Annotated in this window: 27 protein-coding genes and 1 tRNA gene; 7 read left to right on the plus strand and 21 right to left on the minus strand. The window is 58.4% G+C overall.

Annotated elements, in window-relative coordinates; genetic code table 11:
• Positions 1–81: 81 nt before the first annotated feature.
• The 7 genes from ACP7BE_RS01915 to ACP7BE_RS01945 all read right to left on the minus strand — a co-directional run bounded on the left by ACP7BE_RS01915 (position 82) and on the right by ACP7BE_RS01945 (position 7,275).
• A complete protein-coding gene (locus tag ACP7BE_RS01915; RefSeq protein ID WP_095000591.1) occupies positions 82–435 on the minus strand; it encodes a Na+/H+ antiporter subunit G in 354 nt (117 codons plus the stop codon).
• A complete protein-coding gene (locus ACP7BE_RS01920) occupies positions 432–710 on the minus strand; it encodes a K+/H+ antiporter subunit F (RefSeq protein WP_048358261.1) in 279 nt (92 codons plus the stop codon). Before ACP7BE_RS01920 ends, ACP7BE_RS01915 begins: the two co-directional genes overlap by 4 nt.
• Complete coding sequence (locus tag ACP7BE_RS01925; RefSeq protein ID WP_095000590.1) at positions 707–1,195, minus strand: Na+/H+ antiporter subunit E; 489 nt, start codon at positions 1,193–1,195, stop codon at positions 707–709. Before ACP7BE_RS01925 ends, ACP7BE_RS01920 begins: the two co-directional genes overlap by 4 nt.
• On the minus strand, positions 1,192–2,877 hold the full coding sequence (locus ACP7BE_RS01930) for a monovalent cation/H+ antiporter subunit D (RefSeq protein WP_095000589.1): 1,686 nt from the start codon (positions 2,875–2,877) through the stop codon (positions 1,192–1,194). The genes ACP7BE_RS01925 and ACP7BE_RS01930 overlap by 4 nt, the downstream gene beginning before the upstream one ends.
• Positions 2,874–3,218 carry a Na+/H+ antiporter subunit C gene (locus ACP7BE_RS01935; RefSeq protein ID WP_003446102.1) on the minus strand — a complete coding sequence of 115 codons (345 nt, stop codon included), beginning with the start codon at positions 3,216–3,218 and terminating at the stop codon, positions 2,874–2,876. Before ACP7BE_RS01935 ends, ACP7BE_RS01930 begins: the two co-directional genes overlap by 4 nt.
• Positions 3,218–6,160: a monovalent cation/H+ antiporter subunit A gene (locus ACP7BE_RS01940; protein ID WP_095019769.1), complete on the minus strand. Its 2,943-nt coding sequence runs from the start codon at positions 6,158–6,160 to the stop codon at positions 3,218–3,220. Before ACP7BE_RS01940 ends, ACP7BE_RS01935 begins: the two co-directional genes overlap by 1 nt.
• A 179-nt stretch (positions 6,161–6,339) precedes the next feature.
• Positions 6,340–7,275: a DMT family transporter gene (locus tag ACP7BE_RS01945; protein WP_240881347.1), complete on the minus strand. Its 936-nt coding sequence runs from the start codon at positions 7,273–7,275 to the stop codon at positions 6,340–6,342.
• A gap of 87 nt (positions 7,276–7,362) precedes the next feature.
• Between ACP7BE_RS01945 and ACP7BE_RS01950 the strand changes: the two genes are divergently transcribed.
• Together ACP7BE_RS01950 and ACP7BE_RS01955 are read left to right on the plus strand one after the other, a co-directional pair.
• The gene (locus tag ACP7BE_RS01950; RefSeq protein WP_095000586.1) at positions 7,363–7,926 is read left to right on the plus strand and encodes a helix-turn-helix domain-containing protein; all 564 of its coding nucleotides are present in this window, start codon (positions 7,363–7,365) and stop codon (positions 7,924–7,926) included.
• Positions 7,927–8,120: 194 nt separating this feature from the next.
• Positions 8,121–8,194, plus strand: a tRNA-Cys gene (locus tag ACP7BE_RS01955).
• Between the two features lie 98 nt (positions 8,195–8,292).
• Here ACP7BE_RS01955 and ACP7BE_RS01960 read toward each other — a convergent pair.
• The 14 genes from ACP7BE_RS01960 to ACP7BE_RS02025 all read right to left on the minus strand — a co-directional run bounded on the left by ACP7BE_RS01960 (position 8,293) and on the right by ACP7BE_RS02025 (position 18,923).
• Positions 8,293–9,342: a tyrosine-type recombinase/integrase gene (locus tag ACP7BE_RS01960; RefSeq protein WP_095025741.1), complete on the minus strand. Its 1,050-nt coding sequence runs from the start codon at positions 9,340–9,342 to the stop codon at positions 8,293–8,295.
• A gap of 1 nt (position 9,343) precedes the next feature.
• Complete coding sequence (locus ACP7BE_RS01965; RefSeq protein WP_426104461.1) at positions 9,344–9,583, minus strand: DUF4224 domain-containing protein; 240 nt, start codon at positions 9,581–9,583, stop codon at positions 9,344–9,346.
• Positions 9,584–9,863: 280 nt separating this feature from the next.
• Positions 9,864–10,169 carry a hypothetical protein gene (locus ACP7BE_RS01970; protein ID WP_426104463.1) on the minus strand — a complete coding sequence of 102 codons (306 nt, stop codon included), beginning with the start codon at positions 10,167–10,169 and terminating at the stop codon, positions 9,864–9,866.
• On the minus strand, positions 10,166–11,089 hold the full coding sequence (locus tag ACP7BE_RS01975; protein ID WP_426104465.1) for a DNA cytosine methyltransferase: 924 nt from the start codon (positions 11,087–11,089) through the stop codon (positions 10,166–10,168). The genes ACP7BE_RS01970 and ACP7BE_RS01975 overlap by 4 nt, the downstream gene beginning before the upstream one ends.
• Before the next feature lie 43 nt (positions 11,090–11,132).
• Positions 11,133–12,134, minus strand: coding sequence for an RNA-directed DNA polymerase (locus ACP7BE_RS01980; RefSeq protein ID WP_426105338.1), 1,002 nt, complete (start codon positions 12,132–12,134; stop codon positions 11,133–11,135).
• A gap of 371 nt (positions 12,135–12,505) precedes the next feature.
• Complete coding sequence (locus ACP7BE_RS01985) at positions 12,506–12,862, minus strand: four helix bundle protein (protein WP_235572707.1); 357 nt, start codon at positions 12,860–12,862, stop codon at positions 12,506–12,508.
• 54 nt (positions 12,863–12,916) lie between these two features.
• Entirely contained in the window at positions 12,917–13,534 is a 618-nt protein-coding gene (locus ACP7BE_RS01990) for a DUF1566 domain-containing protein (RefSeq protein ID WP_426104467.1), read from the minus strand.
• Positions 13,535–13,610: 76 nt separating this feature from the next.
• The gene (locus ACP7BE_RS01995; RefSeq protein WP_426104469.1) at positions 13,611–14,222 is read right to left on the minus strand and encodes a DUF1566 domain-containing protein; all 612 of its coding nucleotides are present in this window, start codon (positions 14,220–14,222) and stop codon (positions 13,611–13,613) included.
• A 28-nt stretch (positions 14,223–14,250) separates the two neighbouring features.
• On the minus strand, positions 14,251–15,063 hold the full coding sequence (locus ACP7BE_RS02000; protein WP_426104471.1) for a YfdQ family protein: 813 nt from the start codon (positions 15,061–15,063) through the stop codon (positions 14,251–14,253).
• 25 nt (positions 15,064–15,088) lie between these two features.
• Positions 15,089–15,436 carry a hypothetical protein gene (locus tag ACP7BE_RS02005; RefSeq protein ID WP_235572703.1) on the minus strand — a complete coding sequence of 116 codons (348 nt, stop codon included), beginning with the start codon at positions 15,434–15,436 and terminating at the stop codon, positions 15,089–15,091.
• A gap of 91 nt (positions 15,437–15,527) precedes the next feature.
• Positions 15,528–15,875: a hypothetical protein gene (locus tag ACP7BE_RS02010; protein WP_426104473.1), complete on the minus strand. Its 348-nt coding sequence runs from the start codon at positions 15,873–15,875 to the stop codon at positions 15,528–15,530.
• A gap of 376 nt (positions 15,876–16,251) precedes the next feature.
• On the minus strand, positions 16,252–16,635 hold the full coding sequence (locus ACP7BE_RS02015; RefSeq protein ID WP_019829213.1) for a LuxR C-terminal-related transcriptional regulator: 384 nt from the start codon (positions 16,633–16,635) through the stop codon (positions 16,252–16,254).
• A 418-nt stretch (positions 16,636–17,053) separates the two neighbouring features.
• Positions 17,054–18,142, minus strand: a complete 1,089-nt coding sequence (locus ACP7BE_RS02020) for a type I restriction endonuclease (protein ID WP_426104475.1) — start codon at positions 18,140–18,142, stop codon at positions 17,054–17,056.
• Positions 18,143–18,167: 25 nt separating this feature from the next.
• The gene (locus ACP7BE_RS02025) at positions 18,168–18,923 is read right to left on the minus strand and encodes a S24 family peptidase (RefSeq protein WP_426104477.1); all 756 of its coding nucleotides are present in this window, start codon (positions 18,921–18,923) and stop codon (positions 18,168–18,170) included.
• A 96-nt stretch (positions 18,924–19,019) separates the two neighbouring features.
• Between ACP7BE_RS02025 and ACP7BE_RS02030 the strand changes: the two genes are divergently transcribed.
• The 5 genes from ACP7BE_RS02030 to ACP7BE_RS02050 all read left to right on the plus strand — a co-directional run bounded on the left by ACP7BE_RS02030 (position 19,020) and on the right by ACP7BE_RS02050 (position 23,159).
• Positions 19,020–19,241 (plus strand): transcriptional regulator, encoded by a 222-nt coding sequence (locus tag ACP7BE_RS02030; RefSeq protein WP_426104479.1) that lies wholly within the window; start codon positions 19,020–19,022, stop codon positions 19,239–19,241.
• Between the two features lie 346 nt (positions 19,242–19,587).
• A complete protein-coding gene (locus tag ACP7BE_RS02035) occupies positions 19,588–20,298 on the plus strand; it encodes a helix-turn-helix domain-containing protein (RefSeq protein ID WP_426104481.1) in 711 nt (236 codons plus the stop codon).
• On the plus strand, positions 20,291–21,658 hold the full coding sequence (dnaB, locus tag ACP7BE_RS02040) for a replicative DNA helicase (protein ID WP_426104483.1): 1,368 nt from the start codon (positions 20,291–20,293) through the stop codon (positions 21,656–21,658). Before ACP7BE_RS02035 ends, dnaB begins: the two co-directional genes overlap by 8 nt.
• The gene (locus ACP7BE_RS02045) at positions 21,658–21,867 is read left to right on the plus strand and encodes a hypothetical protein (protein ID WP_426104485.1); all 210 of its coding nucleotides are present in this window, start codon (positions 21,658–21,660) and stop codon (positions 21,865–21,867) included. The genes dnaB and ACP7BE_RS02045 overlap by 1 nt, the downstream gene beginning before the upstream one ends.
• Entirely contained in the window at positions 21,864–23,159 is a 1,296-nt protein-coding gene (locus ACP7BE_RS02050) for a tyrosine-type recombinase/integrase (RefSeq protein WP_426104487.1), read from the plus strand. The genes ACP7BE_RS02045 and ACP7BE_RS02050 overlap by 4 nt, the downstream gene beginning before the upstream one ends.
• The last annotated feature ends 1 nt before the right edge of the window (position 23,160 follow it).

The raw sequence follows: 23,160 nt of genomic DNA on the forward strand, positions 1-23,160 counted from the left end.
GGGCTTGCCCGCGATGGGCGCACTGCGGTCTGACAGACACACCGCGTCGTTCCTATCGCGAGCAAGCCCGCTCCCACAGGTTCAGTTAGCGTTTTCGCTACGTCCGCCGCTGCTGACTTCCGCCGGTACATCCTCGCCTGCCATGCGCTTGCGAAACAACGAAGTCCGCGCCAGCAGCAAGGTGGTCACCGGTACGGTAATCGACAGCAGGATCGGCATCAGCCAGGCATGCAGTACCGGGGTCGATTTAAGGGCGGAAAAGTACAGAATCGAGGCCAGGGCCACGCCCCAAGCGCCAAGGGTTGAAGCCAGTGCCGGCGGGTGCATGCGCTGAAAAAAATCCTTGAGCCGCAACAACCCGATAGCGCCGCACAAGGCAAACAGGCTGCTGAGTACCAGCAGCACAGCCACCGATATTTCGATCCAGAGACTCATTCGATCACCTCGCCACGCAGCAGGAATTTGGCCAGCGCAAACGAGCCGACAAAGCCAAACAGGGCAATCAGCAGTGCGCCTTCAAAGTAGGTGTCACTGGCGTATCTGATACCCAGCACCAGCATCATCAACATGGCCAGGATATACAGGTAGTCCAGCGCCAGAACCCGGTCCTGGGCCGAGGGGCCCTTGAACAGGCGGATCACGGTCAAGACCATTGCCAGGCTGAAAATAAACAGGCTGAGCAGGATGGCATTGGTGAGCAGGGCACTCATTCAAAAATCTCCATCAATGGGCGCTCGTAGGCGGTTTTGAAGTGCTCGATAAACGACGCCTCGTCATCCAGGTCGAACACGTGCAGCAACAGCACGCTGCGGTCCAGCGCCAGTTCCGACCAGATGGTGCCGGGCACCACGGTGGTGATCATCGACAGGGCGGCAAGACCGTTGGCATCGCGCAGGTCCAGGGGGATTTTGATAAACCGCGAACGGGGCGGATTTTTGCCGGCGCGCAGTACACCCCAGGCCACGGCAATATTGGAGGCCACCACATCGCGGCCTACCAAAAAGAACAGCTTGATAATCACCCCGGGACGGCGAATGCGCACCGGCAGCGGGCGCAGCGGCGCAAACATCACCGGCGCCAGAATGGCCAGCGCCGCGCCCAGCAGCAGATTGCCGGCACTCAGGGACAGGTTGAGCAACAGCCACAGTGCCCACAGTGCCAGGGACAGCCAGGGAGCAGGGAACAGGCGCCTCATGGTTGCACCTCCTGTAGTGCCGCCTTGGCCTGCGGGCTTGGTACAGGGCGGGTGGCGATCACGGCCATGACATAACGCTCGGGGTTGTTCAGGGTGTCGGCGGCGGCCTGGGTATAACGCAGGACCGGCTCGGCCTTGAACGTCAGCACCACACACAGCCCCAGCAGCAGCACGATGGGCAGGCATTCAATGCGGCGCAGGATTGGTGACGGGCGCTCAAGGGGGGTCCAGAAACGCTGGATGCCCATACGTGAAAAGCCGATCAACGAGGCCAGCCCGGAAAGAATCAACAAGGCCAGCAGGCTCCAGGCCGCGGTTGAGATTGGCGCATCGGTGGCATTGCCCAGCCCCAGCGGATTGAGCAGGGCATTGAGCAGGCCAAGTTTGCCGATAAAGCCCGACAGCGGCGGCATGCCGATGATCAACAGCGCGCAGGCGATAAAGCTCAGGCCCAGAAAGGCCATCGTCCAGGGGATGACCAGCCCGACCACCACTTTCTGTTCGTCGTCCAGGTTGCTGCCCCGGGGCGGGGCCGTTGGCTCGCTGAGGCTGGGCGTGACCTCGACATCATCCTCAAGCACCAGGTCGGCAGAAGAACGCGAGCGTTCAATCAGCTCGGCCAGCAGGAACAGCGCACTCAGGGCCAGGGTGGAACTGACCAGATAGAACAGCGCGGCGCTGGTCAGGTTGGGCTGGGCGAAACCCACGGCTGACAACAGGATCCCGGCAGACACCAGAATGCTCAGGCTGGCCATGCGCTCCAGGCGCTGGGCGGCGAGGATGGCGATGGCGGCGCAAACAATGGTGGCCATGCCGCCGTAGATCAGCCAGTCACCGGCAAAGTACGCCGATGCCCCGGCTTGCCCGGAGAACAGCAGGGTCCACAGGCGCAGCACGGTGTAGATACCGACCTTGGTCATGATCGCAAACAGCGCCGCCACCGGCGCACTGGCCGACGAGTACGCCGGTACCAGCCAGAAGTTAAGCGGCCACATGCCGGCCTTGGCCAGAAAAGCCACCGCCAGAATGGCCGTGCCTGCATGTAGCAAGCCGCGATCGGCCTCGGGCACCAAAGGGATCTTCAGCGCCAGATCGGCCATGTTCAAGGTGCCGGTCACCCCGTAGATCAACGCCGCACCGATCAGGAACAGCGATGAAGCCAGCAGGTTGATCGAGATGTAATGCAGCCCCGCCGACACCCGCGCCTTGCCCGAACCATGCAGCATCAAGCCGTAGGAGGCGGCCAGCAGCACTTCAAAAAACACGAACAGATTGAACAGGTCGGCAGTCAGGAAGGCGCCGTACAGGCCCATCAGCTGGATCTGGAACAACGCGTGGAAACTGGCCCCGGCGCGATCCCAGCGGGCCATGGCGAACAGCAGGGCGCAACTGGCGATAATGCCGGTCAGCACCAGCATCAAGGCGCTCAGGTGATCGACCACCAGGGCAATCCCGAACGGCACTTGCCAGTTGCTCGGCAGGTACACGCCAATCGAAGCCGGAATCGCCTGCTCGCGAGTCCACAGCAACAGCATCACCGAAATACCCAGGCCGAGCAGGGTCGAGACCAGGTTGATCCGCGCCTTGAGCGGGCGGTGTTTTTCCCCCAGCAACAGCATGCAGGCAGCGGTCAGCAGTGGCAGCAGAATGGGCGCGACAATCAGGTGCGGCATTACATTCATTCTTTTGGCTCCCGGCCATCAACGTGGTCGGTACCGGTCAGGCCCCGAGAGGCCAGCAAGACCACCAGAAACAGCGCGGTCATGGCAAAACTGATGACGATGGCAGTGAGTACCAGTGCCTGGGGCAGCGGGTCGGTGTAATTGAGCAAGTCCTGGGGCACGCCGTCCTTGATCACCGGCTCCTTGCCGATAAACAGGCTGCCCATGCTGAAGATAAACAGGTTAACCCCGTAAGACAGCAGGCACAGGCCCATGACCACCTGAAAGGTTCGCGGACGCAGAACCAGCCAGGTGCCCGATGCGGCCAATACTCCGATAGCGATGGCGATGACTTCTTCCATCAGGCGGCTCCTTCTTTGGATGCAAGAGGCGGTTGCAGGGCAGGCAGCGGGGCAAGCTGATTGCTCGGGCGATGGGCGCGCACTGACTGGTGAGCCAGTGCCGTCAGGATCAGCAGCGTTGCACCGACCACCACCGCATACACGCCAATATCGAAGAACAGGGCGCTGGCCACATGAATATCGCCCAACAGCGGCAGGCTGAAGTGAGCGGTGTGGGTGGTCAGGAACGGATAGCCCAGGGGGATCGAGCCCAGCCCGGTCAGGGTTGCGCACAGCAGCCCGGTACCCATCCAGCGCAGCGGTCGCAGGCTCATTTGCGCCTCCACCCACTGCGTGCCGGCAACCATGTACTGCAGGATAAACGCCACACTCATCACCAGGCCGGCGACAAAGCCACCGCCTGGCTGGTTGTGACCGCGCATAAACAGGTACATCGACACCACAAAGGCGATCGGCAGCAACAGGCGCACCAGCACCGCCGGCACCATCATAAAGCCCAGTGCGGTGTCACTGGCGCTGCGCGGGTTGACCAGGTCGGTCATCACGTCCTTGGCCAGCAAGCGCTGCTGGGCAGGCAACTGCATGCTCTCTTTGGACGGGCGGAAGCGGCGCAGCAGGGCAAACACGGTCAGCGCCACGGCGGCCAGTACGGTGATCTCGCCGAGGGTGTCGAAGCCGCGGAAGTCCACCAGCATCACATTCACCACATTGCTGCCGCCGCCTTCAGGCAGGGCGCGGCTGAGGTAGAACGAAGAGATATCGTTGGGTGTCTGACGGGTCAGCATGGCGTAGGACAGCAACGCCATGCCGCCACCGACCGCGGTGGACAGGAGCAAGTCGCGCAAGCGACGGACCTGGGCCTTGCGCAACGTGCCCGGCAGCGGTGAAACCTCTTCGATCCGTCGCGGCAGCCAGCGCAGGCCCAGCAGGATCAACACCGTGGTCACCACTTCAACCACCAGTTGGGTCAACGCCAGATCAGGCGCCGAAAACCATACGAACGTCACGCAGGTCATCAGGCCGCATACGCTGACCATGGTCAGGGCTGCGAGACGGTGGTACTTGGCTTGCCAGGCGGCGCCCAGGGCACAGGCAATCGCAATCAGCCACAGGGTGATAAACACGATCGAGCCCGGTATTTTCGGGCGGTCGCCCCAGCCCAGCCCGCTGTACAGCATCGGGATCAGCCCGGCGATCACGGCGACCAGAATCAACAAAAACAGCTGGGTTTGCAGGCGCTGGGTGCTGATGCGGCGTTCCAGGCGCCGCGCGCCGCGCATGATCACCACCAGGCTGCGCTCGAAAAAGCGTTTGCCATTGAAATACTGGATCAGCGGCGGCAGCGGGAAGCGGTCGAGCTTGAGCTGCTTGCGCAACAGCACATACAGCACGATACCGCCGGACATGGCGATCAGGCTCATGATCATGGGGGCATTCAGGCCGTGCCAGATGGCCAGGCTGTACTCGGGCAACTCACCCCCCACCACGGGTTGAGCCGCTGCAGCAAGCAGCGGGCCGACGGTTTGCGCCGGGAAAATGCCCACGGTCAGGCAGGTAAGCACCAGCAGTTCAACCGGGGCACGCATCCAGCGCGGTGGCTCGTGGGGTGTATGGGGCAAGTTGGTCGCGGGTGGGCCGAAGAACACATCCACCGTAAAGCGCAGGGCATAAGCCACGCTGAAGGTACCGGCGATTGTCGCAATGACCGGCAGGGCGATTTCTACCCAGGCCGTGGAATTGATAAACACGGTTTCGGCAAAGAACATCTCTTTGGACAGGAACCCGTTCAGCAACGGCACCCCGGCCATCGAGGCACTGGCCACCATGGCCAGGGTCGCGGTGTAAGGCATGAGCTTGAACAGGCCGCTGAGCTTGCGGATATCCCGTGTGCCGGTCTCATGGTCGATAATCCCCGCCGCCATAAACAGCGACGCCTTGAACGTGGCGTGGTTGAGGATATGGAACACCGCAGCCACCGCTGCCAGCGGGCTGTTCAGGCCCAACAGCAGGGTAATCAGGCCCAGATGGCTGATGGTCGAGTAGGCCAGCAAGCCTTTGAGGTCATTTTGAAACATCGCGCAATAGGCGCCCAGCACCAGGGTGCAGGCACCGGCGCCACTGACAATCCAGAACCACTCTTCGCTGCCCGACAGCGAAGGCCACAGGCGCGCAAGCAGAAAGACCCCGGCCTTGACCATGGTTGCCGAGTGCAGATAGGCCGATACGGGGGTTGGCGCCGCCATGGCGTGGGGCAACCAGAAATGGAACGGGAACTGCGCGCTCTTGCTCAGGGCGCCGATCAGGATCAGCGGCAGCAGGATCGGATACAGGCTGTGGGCGCGGATCTTGTCGCCCGCAGCCAGCACGGCATCCAGATCATAGCTGCCGACGACATGGCCGAGCAGCATGACCCCCGCCAGCAGACACAACCCACCCGCGCCCGTGACCATCAGCGCCATATAGGCGCCGCGGCGGGCATCCGAGCGGTGGTGCCAATAACCAATCAGCAAAAATGAAAAGAGGCTGGTGAGCTCCCAGAAAAACACGATCTGGATCAGGTTACCCGACAACACCAGGCCCAGCATGGCCCCCATAAACGCCAGGAAAAACGCAAAAAAGCGCGGCACCGGGTCCTCGGGTGACATGTAGTAACGGGCGTACAGCGACACCAGCGTGCCGATGCCAAGCACCAGAATCGAGAACAGCCAGGCGAACCCGTCCAGGCGCAGAACGAAATTCAGGCCGAGGCTGGGCAGCCACATGAACTCTTCACGGATAACCCCACCGTGGGCAATCTGTGGATAGAGCAGGGCTACTTGTACAGTACCGATCAAAGCAATCAGACCGGCCAACAGTGATTCACTGTTACGTGCGTTATGCGGCAAAACAGCCGCCAGACAGCTGCCGATAAAGGGCAGAAGCAGTAGAACTATCAGGGACATAGGCTTCTAATCTGCAGGAGTTTGTAAGCGATCATACGGGGCGGGCTGCAGATCACCAACAGCAAACCTGTGGCTGAATCCTACAAAGACTGTCGATAACCTGTCTGGTTTCCTACAGCTCTACCCCTATATAAGCGCTTGTAAGTAAAAAAATCGTACCGCCTTTCAGGCTTGCAGCTTTAATCGCAGGCTTGATCGCCTTGCTTGTCCTCAAGCGCTTCGGGCTTTTTACCCTTGGTTTTTAACTCACTGACGATCACCGCTGCAACAATCAATACGGCACCCAGCAAGGCAATGCCTGGCAAACGCTCTCCCGCCAGGCGCCCGGCGATGCCTGCCCAGACCGGCTCGCCGGCATAAATCAGGGTGGCGCGGGTGGGTGAAACGCTTTTCTGTGCCCAGTTCATGGCCACCTGAATCACCGCACTGGCGCCACCCAGGCCGACAGCACTGGCTAACAATAGCCATGAAAAGTCAGGAATGGCCTCTTGTGTTGGAATAATCATCAAAAATGCCAGAATGGACGCAGTACTGAGCTGCACCACCGTGACGCGGCGCACATCCACCTTGCCCGCATAAGCACTGATCAGAATAATCTCCGCCGCTATGGCAATGGCACTGATCAACGTGGCGATCTCTCCCGGGCTGAAATCCAGCGATGCGCCGCCGGGGCCGGACAGCAGCATCAGCCCGGTAAAGGCCAGCATGATCCCCAGGCTCGGCATCAACCCGGGCCTGCGCCCCAGCACCAGCCATTGCAGCAGGGGCACGAAAGGCACATACAGCGCGGTAATAAAGGCCGACTGGCTGCTTGGAATGGTTTGCAGGCCGATGGTCTGCAAACCGTAGCCGAGCATGATCGACACCCCGATAAACATCCCGGCCTTGAGCTCGAACAGCGTGATGCCACGCAAACTGCGCAGAGAAAACAGCGCGACCATGGCCGCCGCGGCCGCAAAACGCAGGCCGACAAAAAACATCGGCCCACTTGCCGTCAAGGCATGTTGTACCAATAGAAAGGTGATGCCCCAGACCATGGTGATCAGGATCAGCACACACTCCGCTTTACTGAAGCGGGACGTCAATGACAGCAACCCGGGTAGTTTCAATGACATTGCAACCTTGCGTGTGACGGGAATGGAGACGCACAATGCGCCAAAGCTGGGCAGTATACTGCGCAGCCCCACAAGGTGAGCAATATAGTGCCCAAAGAAAATTCACAACGCGCATCCGTTCTCCAGCACGTCAGCCAGAACGTACGACGTCTCAGGCTGCTTGCGCACCTGAGCCAGAGCGCATTGTCAGAACAGTCCGGGGTAAGCCGGCGGATGCTGGTGGCGATCGAGGCAGGCGAAAAGAACGTCAGCCTGAGCACCCTTGACCGTGTGGCGGAGGCGTTGAACGTAGCCTTTAGCGACCTGATCCAGGCCCCGGGTTCCGCGGACCCGAGCCGCATCAACGAAGTGGCCTGGACGGGCACGCGGGTGGGCAGCAAGGCAGTTCTACTGTCCAAGGCCAGCGCCACACGGGAAGTAGAACTGTGGGAATGGACCCTGGAGCCGGGTGAGGAATACCACTCCCAGGCGGATGCCGAGGGCTGGAGCGAACAGCTCTACGTATTTGAGGGTTGCCTGACCCTGGTGATGGACGACCGGACGCTGCATATAGCGGCGGGCGAGTTCCATATGTACGCCAGTAACCGCCCCCATGCCTACCGCAACGAAGGCGACGGACTACTGCGCTTTGTACGCAACGTCGTGATCTGAAAACGGGGGGCTGAAAAATAACTAAAAATTATTAGAATTCAGGGGGTTGCCAGCTTCCAGCTTCTAGTACATAATGCGCGCCATCAGCCCGGGGGCAACAACCTGAAGTGCTGAAGAATCAAATGCTTGTAGCGATATAGTCGCAGTAACAAACTCTTGTTTTTGATGTTTCCAAGGAATCATCAGGCACAATTGGCCGAATAGCAAAATGGTTATGCAGCGGATTGCAAATCCGCCCACGCCGGTTCGATTCCGGCTTCGGCCTCCACATTCGAAAGCCCCGTAGATCAAGGTCTACGGGGTTTTTTATTGGGCGCAGGAAAGTGAAGTGTTCCATTACTTTGGGCGTGGTGTTCCATAACTATTTCACTTTGTGGGTTTGGCGACGGCTCCGATACGCCGGTAAACCCGTTCCGTAATCCCTTCTTTTGAGTGCCCAAGAAGCGCGCTCGCCTCCGAAATATCTGCAATTTCCGACGCAGCCTTTGGCCTGATATCGCGAAACTGAAATTGCATGATCCGCTTTGCTTCCTCCTCTGATCCCGATGCTCTTGCCTTGTCAGCGGCAAGCAAGCGAGTGGCGTCCCAGCGGTTGCGCATCATTTGCCAGGACACCCGCACACCGCTTTTGCTGAGAATGAAATAAGGCGAGGTGTGAGCAGCATTGCGCTGCATGATTTGGTCAAGCAACAGCCCGAGACTGCTGCGGCCGATACTGGTGTTCAAGTGAATGCGCAGGCGCTTGCCCGTCTTGCCTTGGCGTACCAGCAGAAAATCCCCCGCCATATCGTCGCGGCGCATCGCCAAAACATCTGCCGGGCGTTGCCCAGTCAGGTAGGCCAAGTCCATTGCGTCCTGAACTTCTTGTGGTGCGCAGCCATAAACCGCTGCCCACACTTCGTCATTGGCGTAATAGTCCCTGGGCTTCTCTTTATTCTTGCGAACACCAAGGCACGGATTCTCCTGTCGAGTTAATCCCCACTCCCTGGCAATATTGAATACATGTGAGAGCAAAGCGAGCTCTCTATTGGCTCGAGTCTTGGCAGAACGGGCATCGCGGTATTGGGCGACCATAGACGGCGATATCGCATCAATAGGCGCATCATCAAATACCGCTCTCAGTTGGCGAAGTTCGGCGGCATTGTCTTTTTGCGTCCTTGGGGCCTTCTTTGGAATGATGTCCCTGGCGTATCTATCAAATATGCCTCTCATTACAAGCAGGTCTAAAGGTTTTTCTTTCGACTCCAGTTCGGCCCACTTCATACGGGCTTGGTTAATATCCTTGCCCAGCGGAATGTCATGGCCCGTTGCATCGCGGTAATAGTAAGCCGTCCACACTTTCCCGTTTTTACGCAGGCGCGTGCGCTGATACATCCTTGGCGGCAGGTGTTGGTTTTCGGTTTTGCGAGGGCGCATTTCAACTTACTCGAGAAAAGTCAGGGGTCCAGGTAGGGGCTGGTGGTGGGGGTTGGGCTGCCAATGTTGGCGAAATTATTCCGAGCTTCATGCGGGCGAACATCCGGCCAACGAGAGGGCGACCACCGCGACTTTCGATAAAGACCCAGTTCCGATCTTTGAGCCATTGGCGCTGATAGCCGCGGTGTTTGTAGCCGGTAAGGTCGGCCAGCTCTTCCTCTGAGAGGATTTCAGTTTCCATGGGCGTGTCTCCATGCCGCCGCGCTGGGCGGCAGAAGGTGGGTTATCTGGTGGGATGGTTTGTCGTGTGCGGTTCAGTAGCTGCGCTCTTTCTGGCGCTCCATATCGATCTGCTCATACTTTCTCCCGTGCTCGTCGCTCAACTGCTTCGGCCTGGCGCAACTTGCTACATTTGGCGTGGTTGCCGTGGGCGCGTGATCTGTCGCACTTGTCGCAGATCGTTTGTAGGTCGAGCGCCTGCATGGGTGCGCCGCGAATCTTTACCGTTCGGCGGAGGGCGGTCATAGCGCGCCCCTTAGCGGGTCAGTCACCCGCTTGATGCCACTGGCATAGCTTGATGGCGAGGCTGTAGCCGTTATTGTCAGATTCCGGATGGTGCTGGCAATCACCAGCGGGTTGCTGACTGAAGAGCCAAGCGACTTCACTACATCCACGGCGAAGCGCTGGCCCTCAAGCTGCATGACGCGATTGATTGGGCCGGTGATCACTATCTCAGGCAGCGCTATTGCTGCTTGGGTAGGAGTGACCACTGCGACTGCAGGTATTTCACGGGCACGATCAAGCGCCCGCTGTGCGATTGAGTTCATGCTGCCTCCATGAGTGCTTCGATGATTTTTTGTCCTGCGAGAGGGGGTACCGCGTTTCCGGTCATATGCAATGTGAGGCGATGGCTCTTTGGTCGAAGCGTGTCAGCGGGGAAGGACTGTGCGGCAAGCGCTTCATCGGCGCTGATCATGCGCATCCTGTCGCCATCGACAATGGCCCATCGATCCAGAGTGGTGATCGTGCCGATGGGTCTATCCAGGCTTCGACCAGTCAGGCCTGACCCGCGCCCGTAATACGGCATGACGAACCGCTCTCCGAAAGACTTTCTGCCATTCTTGACCCGCCTCAGTGTTGCTTCAGCGCGCCCCGGCTTGTCGATGAGCGACCATTTTCCTGCGTCGAAGTCGATGATCGATCTGGCTGGTACAAGCTGGTGCTGTTGGAGTTGTAGGTTTAACGGTGCCTTGCTGCGGGTGCAGACCATGAACAGGCGGACCCGGTGCTGTGGCACGCCCAGGTCAGCACAGTCGACGATGTGCGGTGCAAGCTGGTAGCCGAGACGGCGCATGGCATCAGCCCAGGCCGGGTACAGAGCCCAATCCATGAACTCTGGCACATTCTCGATGAGGGCGACTTCTGGCAAGTGAACCTCGGCAGCGGATACCACTGCCCAAGCCGTAGAGCGCGAAGCGTCGTGTTGCGGATTGCCCGACTTCTTACCCCGGGCCTTTGCATGGCCCTGGCAGCAGGGAGAGGCCAGCATCATGTCGTGCTTCGGGACCTGCGACCAATCGGCCTGATGCAAGTCCTGGCAGATGTGCTGTGTGTCCGGGTGGTTGGCGCTGTGCCACTCGACCGCGACCGGCCAGTGATTGGCTGCCCAAAGAACCTGGACACCTGCGGCGCGTGCGCCGGTGCTCCATCCGCCGAGTCCGGCGAACAAATCGATTGCTGTTGTCATGGGGGATCCTCGCCGGGTGGCGTGATTCGTTGAGGTGAAGGAGTTATTTCTTCAAGTAGGTTTTGCTTAGCCTTCCGTTGACGGCATGGCCCCGCATGAGCACGACACGGGCCAATGCGGCCCGGTCTTTCTCGCTATGACTGGCCTGGCTGAGTAGTCCAAAGTAACTGTTGGCTGTCTCGCGCAGATCCTCGGCGGGCGCTGTGGCCGTTCGCTTGAGTGCCTGGCTCAGAGCCCGCTTGCGAGTGGTGCGCCGCCATGGCTTGATCACATGCCCTACGAAGTCGACGCCGCGATCAACCGGCTGCAGGATGGTTTTTGTCGGATTCAGTCGTGCACCCAACGTCTGCAGGAACACTTCGACCTCTGCGTGCCAAGCGTTGAGCTGCTGTGGCGACTCATGCAGGAACACGAAGTCATCGACGTAGCGGATGTAATGCTTGGCCATCAGGCGGTGCTTGGCGAACTGATCCAGCGCGTCCAGATAGACGTTGGCGAAGAACTGCGAGGACAGGTTGCCGATGGGCAGCCCGAGGTGAGAAGGCTGAGCCGCGAGCCGCTTGTGCTGCGGTACCTGGTCAAACAGATGTCGCGGGCTCCTGGTTTCGAAGTTCTCGCGCGGGTCGTGCAACAGGATCTGCTCAGCAAGAGCAAGCCACCACGGCTCAGTGATCTTTGCAGCCAGTTGGCGGCGCAGCACCTGCTTGTCGATCGCGACGAAGAAGTTGGCCAGGTCGCACTTGAGATAGAAGATCGGCTTGGACCAGTTCTCACTGGCACTCCTGATCTTCGACTCAAGGCGCTTAGCGGCGTAAAGCGTGCCTCGACCCGGGATGCAGGCGCAGCTATCGGCTATGAAGCTGGCATAGAAGCGCGGGGCCACATGGTTGTACAGCAGGTGGTGGACAACCCGATCCCGGAAGGCTGCTGCCCAAACCTCACGGGCTTTCGGGCGGGTGACTACAAAACATATCGAGCGGCCTGGCTGGTATGTGCCAGCGATCAGGTCGTCGTGTAGCTGGATCAGGTTTTGTTCCAGGTTCATTTCGAAGGCCAAGGCGCTGTCGCTGTTTCGCTTTGAGCGCCGGCAATCGTAATAGGCCTGCACTAGATCCTCGAACTGGTAGGGGCCAACAGTCGAATCTGCGGACGGGGCGGACACGGAGCTCGTTGTTCTTGTCGTTGTTGTTCTGATTGCCATCATCGAAGTTCATGTTGAATGCGTTGTTGGCGGAGCGCTGCGACCTATCGTGCTATCTACGTCGCCAAGCCGAAGGCAATGCCGATCAGCGAAGAAACTGCGCGAGACCTACGCGGACGCTTTAGACCGGCGGTATCTCTGATGCGCATGGCGGTGACCAGAAGGTCAGCGGCACGACCAGATTCAAAATCGCACAGACCTGAAAGCCGTAACTCTCAGGTGGCGGGCGCGGTTGGGGTGTAGCGTTTCCAGGCATTGGCTTGCTTGCCGATTGAGGTGGTCACCTCTATCGCCTTTGCGTGCTGCTGGACGCTGATAAAGCGGTTCTCTTTGAACAGTCTCATCATGAACTCGACCACCTGGACCTTCTCGACCAGCAACGTCAGGTGAGGGTGCTTGTCCCGGGTAGAGTTTGCTCGAGCAATCAACATCAGCACGTCGATGCATTCGTCGATCACACGCTTGCTGAGCGGCAGCTTTAAATCGCGAGGGATGTTCCGGGTGAGGTTTGTTGCGAGGCTTAGCAGGTCCATCGACACTTTGTAGATCTGCAAGTCCGTGTGCATTGCCATTAGCGGGAACTCCAAACAGCAACCGGCCGCACGCGGCCGGATTAAATAAGCGAATTAATCAATGATCAACTCTCTGCGGACGGGGCGGACACGGAGCTCGTTGTCCTTGCCGCCGGTGTCCTGAAAGCCATCATCGAAGTTCATGGTGAATGCGTTGTTGGCGGAGCGCTGCGTGCTCGACCAGTACCAGGAGCCGCTGAAGGCTTCTGCGCCATCATCTTGGAAGGCTGGAAGTGTTGTCTGCGCCGGTAGCTCAGCGGTGTACAGCAGACCAACTGGCAAGCTGTTCGGGTTATCGCCATCCCGACCCCAGCAGTAGTTCTCCTCGCTGGTGGGTTTGAGGTGGCGGTACTGCAGCTCCTGCACGTCACGGGCTGGAATGGCCCAGTCGGTGTGCCCATCGATTTCCAGCGCCAAAACTTTCTGTGCCAGCTCGCTGCCAGCAGCGGCCATTGATTCGGTATTGCTGCGGCTGTCGGTAAAACTACCGGCGCCCTCGATGATCACGCCGCGAGCGCCCCAGGCACCTTTCAGCTCGTGAGCTGCGCCGGCAGTGATGTTGAGATAACGCTGGCCGTTCTCAACGGTGACGCCCGTGACGAAACCGCCGCCGTAGGCTTTGCCAATGGCTGAAATTGGCGTTACAGGCAATGCTTTAACTATTGCGGACATGGTGCTTCCTCTTTTTTAGGCAACAAAAAAGGCGCTGATGCGCCCGGTAGTCGGTCAAGAACGAATGATTGAAGGATTAAATAAACAATCTGCGGACGGGGCGGACACGGAGCTCGTAGTGCTTGCCGGTGTCGTACTGATAGCCATCATCGAAGAGCAGGTAGAATGCGCTGAAGGCGGAGCGCTGCGTACTCGACCAGTACCAGGTGTCTTTGGCGAACAGTTCCGGCACGTTCAGCCAGCAGTGGTACAGCTCAGCAGCAGCGGGCAGGTAGAAGTCGTGGTGGCCATCCGCTTGATACTCGGCGCAAGCATTGGCCGCTGGGTACTTTGTTGACTCTTCGTTGCCTATGAGCACCTGGGCGTTGGTGTAGCCGTCAGTCTTGCTGATGCCTTTAACTTCGATCCCGCGACCACCCCATTCGTGGTCACCAACGTCTTTCGCTGCGACAATCAAGTAGTGCGCTGGAACATCATCGCGCGCAGCCACCAGACCAGCGTTGAAGCCACCCTGGCCGGGCCATGCCGCGCCGAGCTCAGGAACAGAGTGCGGGTAGATCGGCTGAACATTGGCAGCCGGGGGCAACACTTGCGCGAACACGCTGGCCACGGCCAGTTTTGCCAGCGATGAGGCAGGCATCTTGATCGTGGTGTCGCCGTGCTTGAGGGTGATCATTTCGGGTTTCATTAAGGGATACCTGTATGAGTCCGGTTTTTTAGATGGCGAAAGTGCCGAGCGTAAGCGGAGTTGCTTCCCCAATCTGCGCATCCAGCACTGACTTGAACTCTTGAGCGATTTCTTCCCGCTGCACTTCTTCGCCGATCCAGCGCAGTTTCAGCATTGGCTGGGCGCCGCTGGTGATGACGGATACGCGTAGCGTGACGTTGCGCACGCTCAGACCCTCGTAAGGCACTACCGAGAACACCAGTGAAGCGGGAAGCGTCTCTTTGCTGGTGGCTTCGATCTGGTCCATCGCGCTGCGACTGGTGCGGGTTTCGCTGACAGCGTGGTCGCTTTCCGATGAGGCTTTGATGGTGATCGTGCGTACCGCAGCGATAGCCTTGGCGATGCTCATTGTCTGACCGGCTTCGTCAGTGGCGCTCAACGAGGCATTCCAGTCTTCGATCCAATCACTCAGGTCTTTCTGCGACAGCGCGCGCCCCGGGATGCCCTGGACAGCCTTGTAACCTGCTGACGGCTTGAGGCGCAGCACAGCGCGATCATCCGCGTGCCCCGGCGCAACGTTGGTGCCCAGGTTGAAGATCAGTGTGCAGGTCATTTCGTCCTGATCAATAAAGCCGCGGGCGCCTTCAATGGCGCGTTCTTTGACGTAGGCACTGAAATCAACCAGGGAGTTGGTGGAGAGCACGCCACGGAAGCGGCTGCGGCCTACCTGATACTTTTCCAGATCAACCACTTTCACGCCTTCAGGCAGGACGGCCGTTGGCGAATAGGTCGAGAGTGTTTTACCAGCAGCCAAAAGGGCTGTGTCGGTGATCAGTTGAATTGCTTCTTGGCTTAGGGACATGGTTCAAATACCTGTGGGAGCGGGCTTAAGTGCGCGGGGTGATTGGGGCTTCTTCTCGGCTGAATAGCTGGTCGTGCTTTTCAGCGAACATCGTGATGCTGCCGCCGGTACCAACATGCATAGGCGTGTCGAGGCTGGTGTTTTCGCTACGGGTGCCGCGCTTGGTCGGCACCTTGTAATCCAGTTTGTGATTGATCTTGACCTGGCTGGACTCGCCGATCTGGGTGATATCGAGGGTGATCACCAGCTTTCCGGCTTTACCGTGGTCGACTACGCCTGCAGCTACTTCAGAGAGGGCATGGCCGATTTGGCTGATGAAAGCACCTCCATTGAGGTCTTCGAGAAACTGCGCGGTATCAGTAGGTTTGGACATGGCTGTTGCTCCGGTCTGGCTTGGAGTCCGCTTGGAGGCAAGCGGTGTTGGGGCTGGCGAAGGCGTCGTTGCGCGGATGCGTTGACGCGCTTCACATGTGACTGCCGAAAAAGGCGAACACAGTCAGTGTGATGCCAATGCGCAAAGTCCAGCTGCTCAGGAATTTTCCGAACTGCTTAACGTTGAACTGCGCTTCTTTTGCCTCCAGCTCACGAGCATGAGCAGTGGCATTGTTGTGGCCGAAGCGCTCGGCTACGACCACGCCAGTAGCGCGATTGATCAGCGAAAAGGTGTTGTTGCCGCTCGGCCGCACGATGATCAGCGGGGCCAGCGGTGGCGGTTGTACGCCGGGCTTTTGGTAGAACTCGGCCGTAGCTTGGCGGGCACGTGCGCGCAACCCTTCGAGGGCAGTGACGCGTTGGGCGAAAGATGGGTGCATGGTCGATCCTCGACTTGGGTTGCGGGTATTCGTCAGCGCTCAGGCCTTGCGACAAGGGAGGGCTGATGAATAACGGCAGGCATGAAAAAGCCCAGTCGAAACCGGGCTGTGCTGCACTCTTAAAACGCCACCGTATGTAAGAGCCTGGCTGTGCGGGCGTGCCCATCTCGGTTTACTTGTGCATGGCTGAATCCTCCATGTTGGTCGTCAGCAGGGCAGGGGTGATGCAGGTGTCCAGCGTCTGCTGGGTTGGCGTCCGCATCGGTCTGTACTCTGGCTGGAATATGCCGAAGATCAGACCGATGCGTCCTGGTGCTGGGGAGTACCAGGGCTCGGGCAGTTAGCGACAGGCTGTCGTGGCGCTGGTTGATTCGGGTTATACGGTCAGTTCAAGCGCTTCGGCGCGGCGCACCAAGCGCATCTCAGCAAAGCGGCGTTCTGAGGGGCGGCGGTCGCGGCGCGACATTTCACTGTCTGTAGCGGCGTGCATTGCGATCAGCCCGGCTAGTAGCAGGCAGAGCGGGGTGATGATCTGCCGGCGCATCGCTTCAGCGACCATCGCTCCCTGGCGGTGAACGCCGAGCTTGTACATGGCGCAGGCCAGTCGCTTGACCACGGTGCCCGGCGCAATGTCGAACGCTCTGGCGATCTCTTTGGCGGTCAGTCCCTGGGCAACTGACAGCACGAATTGCAGTTCCCGCGGCGCAAGGCCTCGGCCGAGGTGGCCTTTCCATGCACCGTCTACGATTGTCGATTCCATGATGTTTACTCGGTTGTTTTCCCGATGCACCCGGCAAGCCAGGTGCAGCAGCGAAAGTGTCCGTGAAGCGAACAGGCTCGCTAATGACGAAAGCCTGGGGTTCTTGCTCACCGTCTTACCGAGGCTGATACGGCGACACTCAGGGAGGCTCAAGCCTATGAGTGCGCTAACGGCCTTTCCCGTCCGGCGTTTTGTAGCTGTTGGTTGTTAAAGAGCGTTCCGGTTACCCGAGCCCTGTTGAGGGCCTATCCAGCCTGTTTGGCTGCTCGATGAGGCAAAGATAAGCCAATGCCTATTTTGTGTAAATAGGCATTGGCTAATTATTTTTCTGTGGACGTGAAAAAGCCCGCAGAGGCGGGCTTCGGTTTGTTGCTGGAAACAAGTACTCGGTTGGCTGGTTTGCCCAGCCAGGCGGGCTTCAGCCGTACAGTTTGGCTGTCGACTTCAAGGCCTCGGTATGCAGAAAAATATCGTCCAGGGTTTCAATAGGGTGCCGAGTTTCTTTTTTATCAGCATCGAACAGGCCGAGGTATTTTTGCGCACGGTTGAAGTGGAGGCGGGCGATGGGCTTTCTGTTGTTGTCATCAAGAAGAATGCCGAAATAGCTCTGGGTGTCACGAGCAACGATGCGCTTTGCATCAACCTCGGTACGCACAATCGCTTTGACGATGTTGTAGCCTTCGGTTTCTTCTTCAGTCGTAACAATCAGATCCTTTTCTTCATCTGCCGGGAGTTCAACCTCTGGTGTAAGAGAGGGCGTCACGGGCTGACTTGAAAACACCGGCTGAGTATTGCCGCTGATAGCGGACTTGAGGCGTTCGTTAATTTGGTCACCCAGAAATTGCGCAGTGGCTTTTCGGGTCAGGTGGCCGAACTGCTCGCGGACTTTTTGAGTAATCACGCCATCGTAAATTCGCGAAGCGAAAAGTCTTACGAAATCATCGTCAGGCTCATTGAATTGAGCCGCCAGGATGCGTTTGATCTGGCCGACATATTTGAGCTCGCCTGCTGCGCTGATGATGGAGTCCACATCAAACGCCGATTTTGTCAGCTTTTGCAGCTCAGGGATGGCGTGCTCGTCGATGTTCAGGAGGTCGAGCTCTAGAAAGGGCTTCTCGTCCATTTTGTTCGGGGCGTCCAGGTCGGTGAAGAACTTGTAGACCTGGCCGTTTGTAAGAATGGAGATGCGTGCGCTTGTAACATGGAAGTAGCGGAAGAGCTGGCCGGCATGGTTGATGTTCAGCGGCTCACCGATTTTCTTGCTTTCAATGAGGATCTGAATGGCACCATCTTTCAGGATGGCGTAATCAACCTTTTCGCCTTTTTTCGTGCCGATATCGGAGGTGAACTCAGGCACTACTTCAAGCGGGTTGAAAACGTCATAACCCAGAATGGACTGGATAAAGGGCATGATAAAAGCATTTTTAGTTGCTTCTTCGGTTTGAATGGCTGCGCTCTGTTGTCGAATTTTTGCCGCTAATCCTGCGAGCTTTTCTTCAAATTCCATGATTCCCTCCCCAGGGAAAAATTTTCTACAGTTTGCGAGCATTCCATGCGAGAAGAACCCTTGCCTGGATATGGACGCGTTCGAGTTGTGCGCCTTCAATCACAATTGCCGGATAAATCGGGTTGTCAGAAATCATTCTCAGCGAGCCGCCGGTCATTCGCTGCAGCCGCTTGATGAACAGGTCGCCATCCAGGGTGAAGACGTAAATCGCGTCGGTACGAACATCTGTGATGCCACGATCTACAAGTAAAGCATCCCCGTTGCGAAAGGTGCCTTCCATGCTGTCGCCGTCACCATCAATGATGGCGAGGTTTTCAAGTTTGGAAAAGTTAAGGCCCTGGCTCTTCAGCCAGTCAACGTGGACGGTGATGTCCCGAATAACTTCAATATTGTGTTCAGGTGGTGCGCAGCCAGGCCCCATTGATGCAGAAACGTCGAAGTGGGGAATGGTGACGAAACTGATATCAGCGCTTTTTCTGCGGGAGCTGAAAGGGATCACGTTGCTTTCCTTTTCATTCCTGGCGACATCACTGCCAGCCGGGTTCGATATGGATAGAAACTCGGTCACACGATCACTCAGGCCCCAGTGCGATGGCTTGGCCACATCTGAAAAGTAGTCCATTAGCTGCATGAGCTTGGACTTGTCTATTCGCCCCGTCTTCACCCAGCCCTGGACAGACGGAGGCGCCACGCCGAAATCTTCGGCGAGCTTCTTTTTTGAAACACCTTTGGCGAGTCGAGCTTGCTCGATGGCTGCGCCTAATTCTTTACCTGTAAGCATTGCCTAATTAAGCCTATCCATAGGTTGAGTAGGCAATAGCTTGTCGATGATTAGCTAATGCCTTATATTTGGCCCGCGATCTAACGGAGAACATCCATGACACCAGCACAAGCAGCTCGGGAGGCGGCCCGCATCGTAGGGAGTCAGACCGATCTGGCAAAGCGCCTTGCCGTCTCAGCCCCGACTGTCAGTCAGTGGTGCTCTGGCGACCGGCCAATTCCCCCACCAAGAGCTCTGCAAATCGAAGCTTTGACAAAAGGCCAAGTGAAACGCAGTGAGCTTTGCCCAGCGTTTCCATGGTCCGAGATGGTCGCGTAGCGCTGAGCCAGAGAGCTAATTGTCAGTCCATTTGGCGGAAGGAAATAGAACCTCGGATTAGCTGTTAATCCATCCAGTTGCCAAATCGCAGGCAAAAAAAAGCCGGTGGCTAGACCGGCTTTTTCACAGCTTTACAACAATTTACAGGAGCCATTATGAGCACCATTCCATCATCAAGCAACACCTCTGAAAACGCAGCGCAATCCGGCAGAAATCACCAGTCCGCGGCCATGCGCGCTGCACTCCTGGTGCGTTGCCAGTACTCCAGCGAGTCCAAAGCCCAGTTCAGTCGGGAGTGTCTTGAACACCTGAAAGCATCGCTTGTGCCTGGGCAGGAGACTTCTGCATGAGCACAATCATCATGAGCGCCTGCTGGCCGCTGCAAGGCATGAGTCCCACCCAGAAAGCTGTGCTGATCAGCCTTGCCGACAATGCAAGCGATGAGGGCGTTTGCTGGCCTTCGATCAACACCATCGGTATTCGGACTTGCTTGTCAGAACGCGCTGTTCGTGGCGCATTGCGCTGGCTGGAAGAGGCCGGTGTTTTGGTCAGCAATCAGCGTTATGGCCGATCCACCTGGTACACGATAACCCCGGCAGGATATGCCCCCGGCACCAAATGCCCCCCGGCACCAGATGCCCCATCACCCCGGCAGGAGGTGCCGGTCACCCCGGCAGCAGCTGCCCCCAGAACCGTAAAGGAACCATCAATTGAACCGTCACCTCTTATCGACGGTGATGAGTCGCTGAAAATCTCGAAGCCGAAGTGCGACCCTCAAGCCATCGTCGACCTGTTCAACAAGACGCTTCCAGCACTGCCGCAAGTAGCAATGCTGACCAAGGATCGAAAAGCCAAGATCAGTGCTCGCTGGAACGAAAGTAATGTTCATCAGGATCTGGATTTCTGGGCTGAGTTCTTCACGCTGGTTGGCTCAAGCGCATTCCTGATGGGGGAGGGTGATGGTCGCAATGGCGGCAAGCCGTTCCGCGCCACGTTTGACTGGCTGATCGCCCCGAGCAACTTCGTGAAGGTTGTGGAGGGTAATTACAATGCGTGATCCCTTCAGCGTTGAGGCCGAACACGGCGTGCTGGGTGCGATGTTCCTGCGTCCTGAACTGATCGATATCCTGAGTGCAGACCTGGCCATCGATGATTTTTACTACCAGGACAACGCGGCCCTGTATCGCGGCATTTTGGCGCTGCATGCCAGTGGCCAGCCTGCGGATGCCGTGACAGTGGGTGTCTATCTGGGTGAATTGCCCAGCACCAAGAATGCCACTTGGTACGCCGCTGAAATCACCCGCAACACGCCCAGCGCTGCCAATGCGGCGTCATACGCGACAACGGTGCGGGAGCGCAGCCTCGACCGCGCCATGATCGCACTGGGCAACCGCATCAACGAAATCGCCCACAGTGACCAGCCAACCGTGGACAAGGTCGCGGCGGTGCAGGCCGAGGCCCAGGCCATCGACAGTCAGTCAGCCACTTCTGAAGTGGTGATGGCCGAGGACATGCTCGATGACTACATCGAGGTGTTGCAGGCTCGGGCTGATCGCGGGGAGGGCATCGACGGCCTGTCTACCGGCATCCCTGATCTGGACGCCAAGCTTCAAGGGCTGAAGCCCGAGCAATTGATCATCATCGCCGGTCGCCCCGCGATGGGTAAGACCACCCTGGCGATGAACATCGCCTCACATGTGGCTATCCGCGAGAGCAAGAGCGCGATGGTGTTCAGCTTGGAAATGAACAAAACCGGCCTGATGGATCGCTTTATGGCGTCCGAAGGGCGTATCCCGCTGCAACTGATCAAGGGCGGTACCGCCCCGCAAACCCACGGCGCTGAGTTGATGAGTGCGGCGGGAAAACTGAAGTACTCCAAATTGTCTATTTCTGACCGTGCCTCGATGACAATCAATCGGATTCGTTCGGCTGCCCGTCGTCATAAGCGCCGCCATGGCCTGGATTTGATCGTTATCGATTACCTGCAACTGATGGACTCCGATTCGCGCACGTTCAGCCGGGAGCAGGAAGTCAGCCATATGACCCGCAGCGCGAAGCTGATGGCTCGCGAACTGGGCATCCCCGTGATTCTGCTTAGCCAGCTCTCGCGCAAATGCGAAGAGCGCCCCAACAAGCGCCCGCTGTGCTCTGACCTGCGTGAATCCGGGGCCATCGAGCAAGACGCGGACATCATCCTGTTTGTGTACCGCGACGAGGTTTACCACGAGCACAGCGAAGCCAAAGGCATTGCAGAAATCATCATCGGCAAGGGGCGGGACATTGAGACCGGCACCGTCCGCACGGCCTTTCTCGGTCAGTACAGCCGGTTCGAACAACTGGCGGCGGGCTGGGTTGAGACCCCTAAGGTCCAGAAGGTCACCAGCATGGCCAGCCGTTACAGCAAGGATAAATTCTGATGCCTAAATCCAGCCTCGCCTCCGTAAATCCTGACGCCTACCGCTGGGCTGTTCACTGCTGCTCCTACAAGCTCGATTTGAGCCATAAGCCCGACCGGGCCGTGGCTTTGTTTGAGCATGAAAGTGCGGCACACACGTTTGGTCGCCTGATGTGGCCAACCACTTACGAGGTTGTCGACCGGCAACCCCCGCAGGAAGGTGACCGTTGAACACCAAAATCAAAACCCTGACCGTGAAGCTGTCGGACGCGGAGATTGGCCGCAACTCCAAGCTCGAGCATGTGCGCGACCTTCGGGATGCCGGCCACCCGGCATTGCACTTTCGCTTTTCCAAGAACCGCACCCGTGGCTCCTGGTACTTGGTCAACAAGCGCCGCTGGCATCGCATCGGGGCCTTTCCGGCCTTGAGCGCCAAGCAGGTGTTGGCTGAACTGCCGGCCGTGCGCTTGCGTGTTTCAGCTGATGCGGGCTCGACCATTTCCCAATGGGCTACCACCGGCGAGCTGCTCACCTGGTACGCCGATCGTATGGCCCGTGACCGCAGCCTGTCGGCCAAGCGCAAGAACACCGGCGCCTCGGCCATGAAGTGCCACCTGCTGCCGCGTCTGGGTGGCTTGCCGCTGGTGGAGGTCAACAAGGCGACACTCGACAACCTGTTCATGTGGCCGCTGCAGGAAGCCCTTTCAATCGATTACGTGCGTCTCGCGTTCCAGTTGCTGGCCCTGGCATTCCGGCAAGCGTTGAAGCTGGGCCTGATCACATCCAATCCAATGGCGGGCATCAAGTTCAGTGACTTCTCCAAGGCCAAGGTCGGGATCAAGCCATCGCGCCTGCGCGGTGTGCAGTTGCAAGACCTGCTGGGCGAACTTGCGCAGGCCCTGGCGAACGAACCGGCTGACGCAATGCTGGCCCTGATGATGCTGTGTCACGGCACCCGGATCGGGGAGACCCGGCAAGCACGCTGGCCGCATATCAGCCTGGCCGAACGCGAGTGGTTCATTCCAGCCGAGCACACCAAGACAGGCGTGGAGCATCACCTGCCACTGACCGTCCAGATGCGCAGCCTGTTGATCCAGTATCGCGAAACCCAAACCGCCCGCGGCTATGACGGCCAGTACCTGTTCCCGGCACGCAATGGCAAGGCGCTGAGCGAAGGGCAGGCCAGTGCCGTGTTCACCCGGTTGGGCAAGGGTGAGTGGACCAGCCACGACTTGCGCAAGTTGGCTCGCACCGGCTGGGCTGTCCTCGGAATTGACCACCTGATCGGTGAACTGCTGATCAACCACGCGATGGGCCACAACGTGAAGGTGTACATCCAGTCGGACGTGATGAACCGCAAGCGTGACGCGCTGGAGAAGTGGCACGCCCATCTAGACGAGAAGGGTTTCAGCCTGATCCACGGGCAGACAGGCGTTAGATTCGGAGAATCCGGTAATACGCTGGAGGCCGCTAACGGCAAGGCGTGCAGCGCTATTCAGAAAACAACCATAGGTGAGGATTAAA

This window comes from Pseudomonas sp. TWR1-1-3, assembly GCF_049896805.1.
GTDB classification, from domain to species: domain Bacteria; phylum Pseudomonadota; class Gammaproteobacteria; order Pseudomonadales; family Pseudomonadaceae; genus Aquipseudomonas; species Aquipseudomonas bubulae.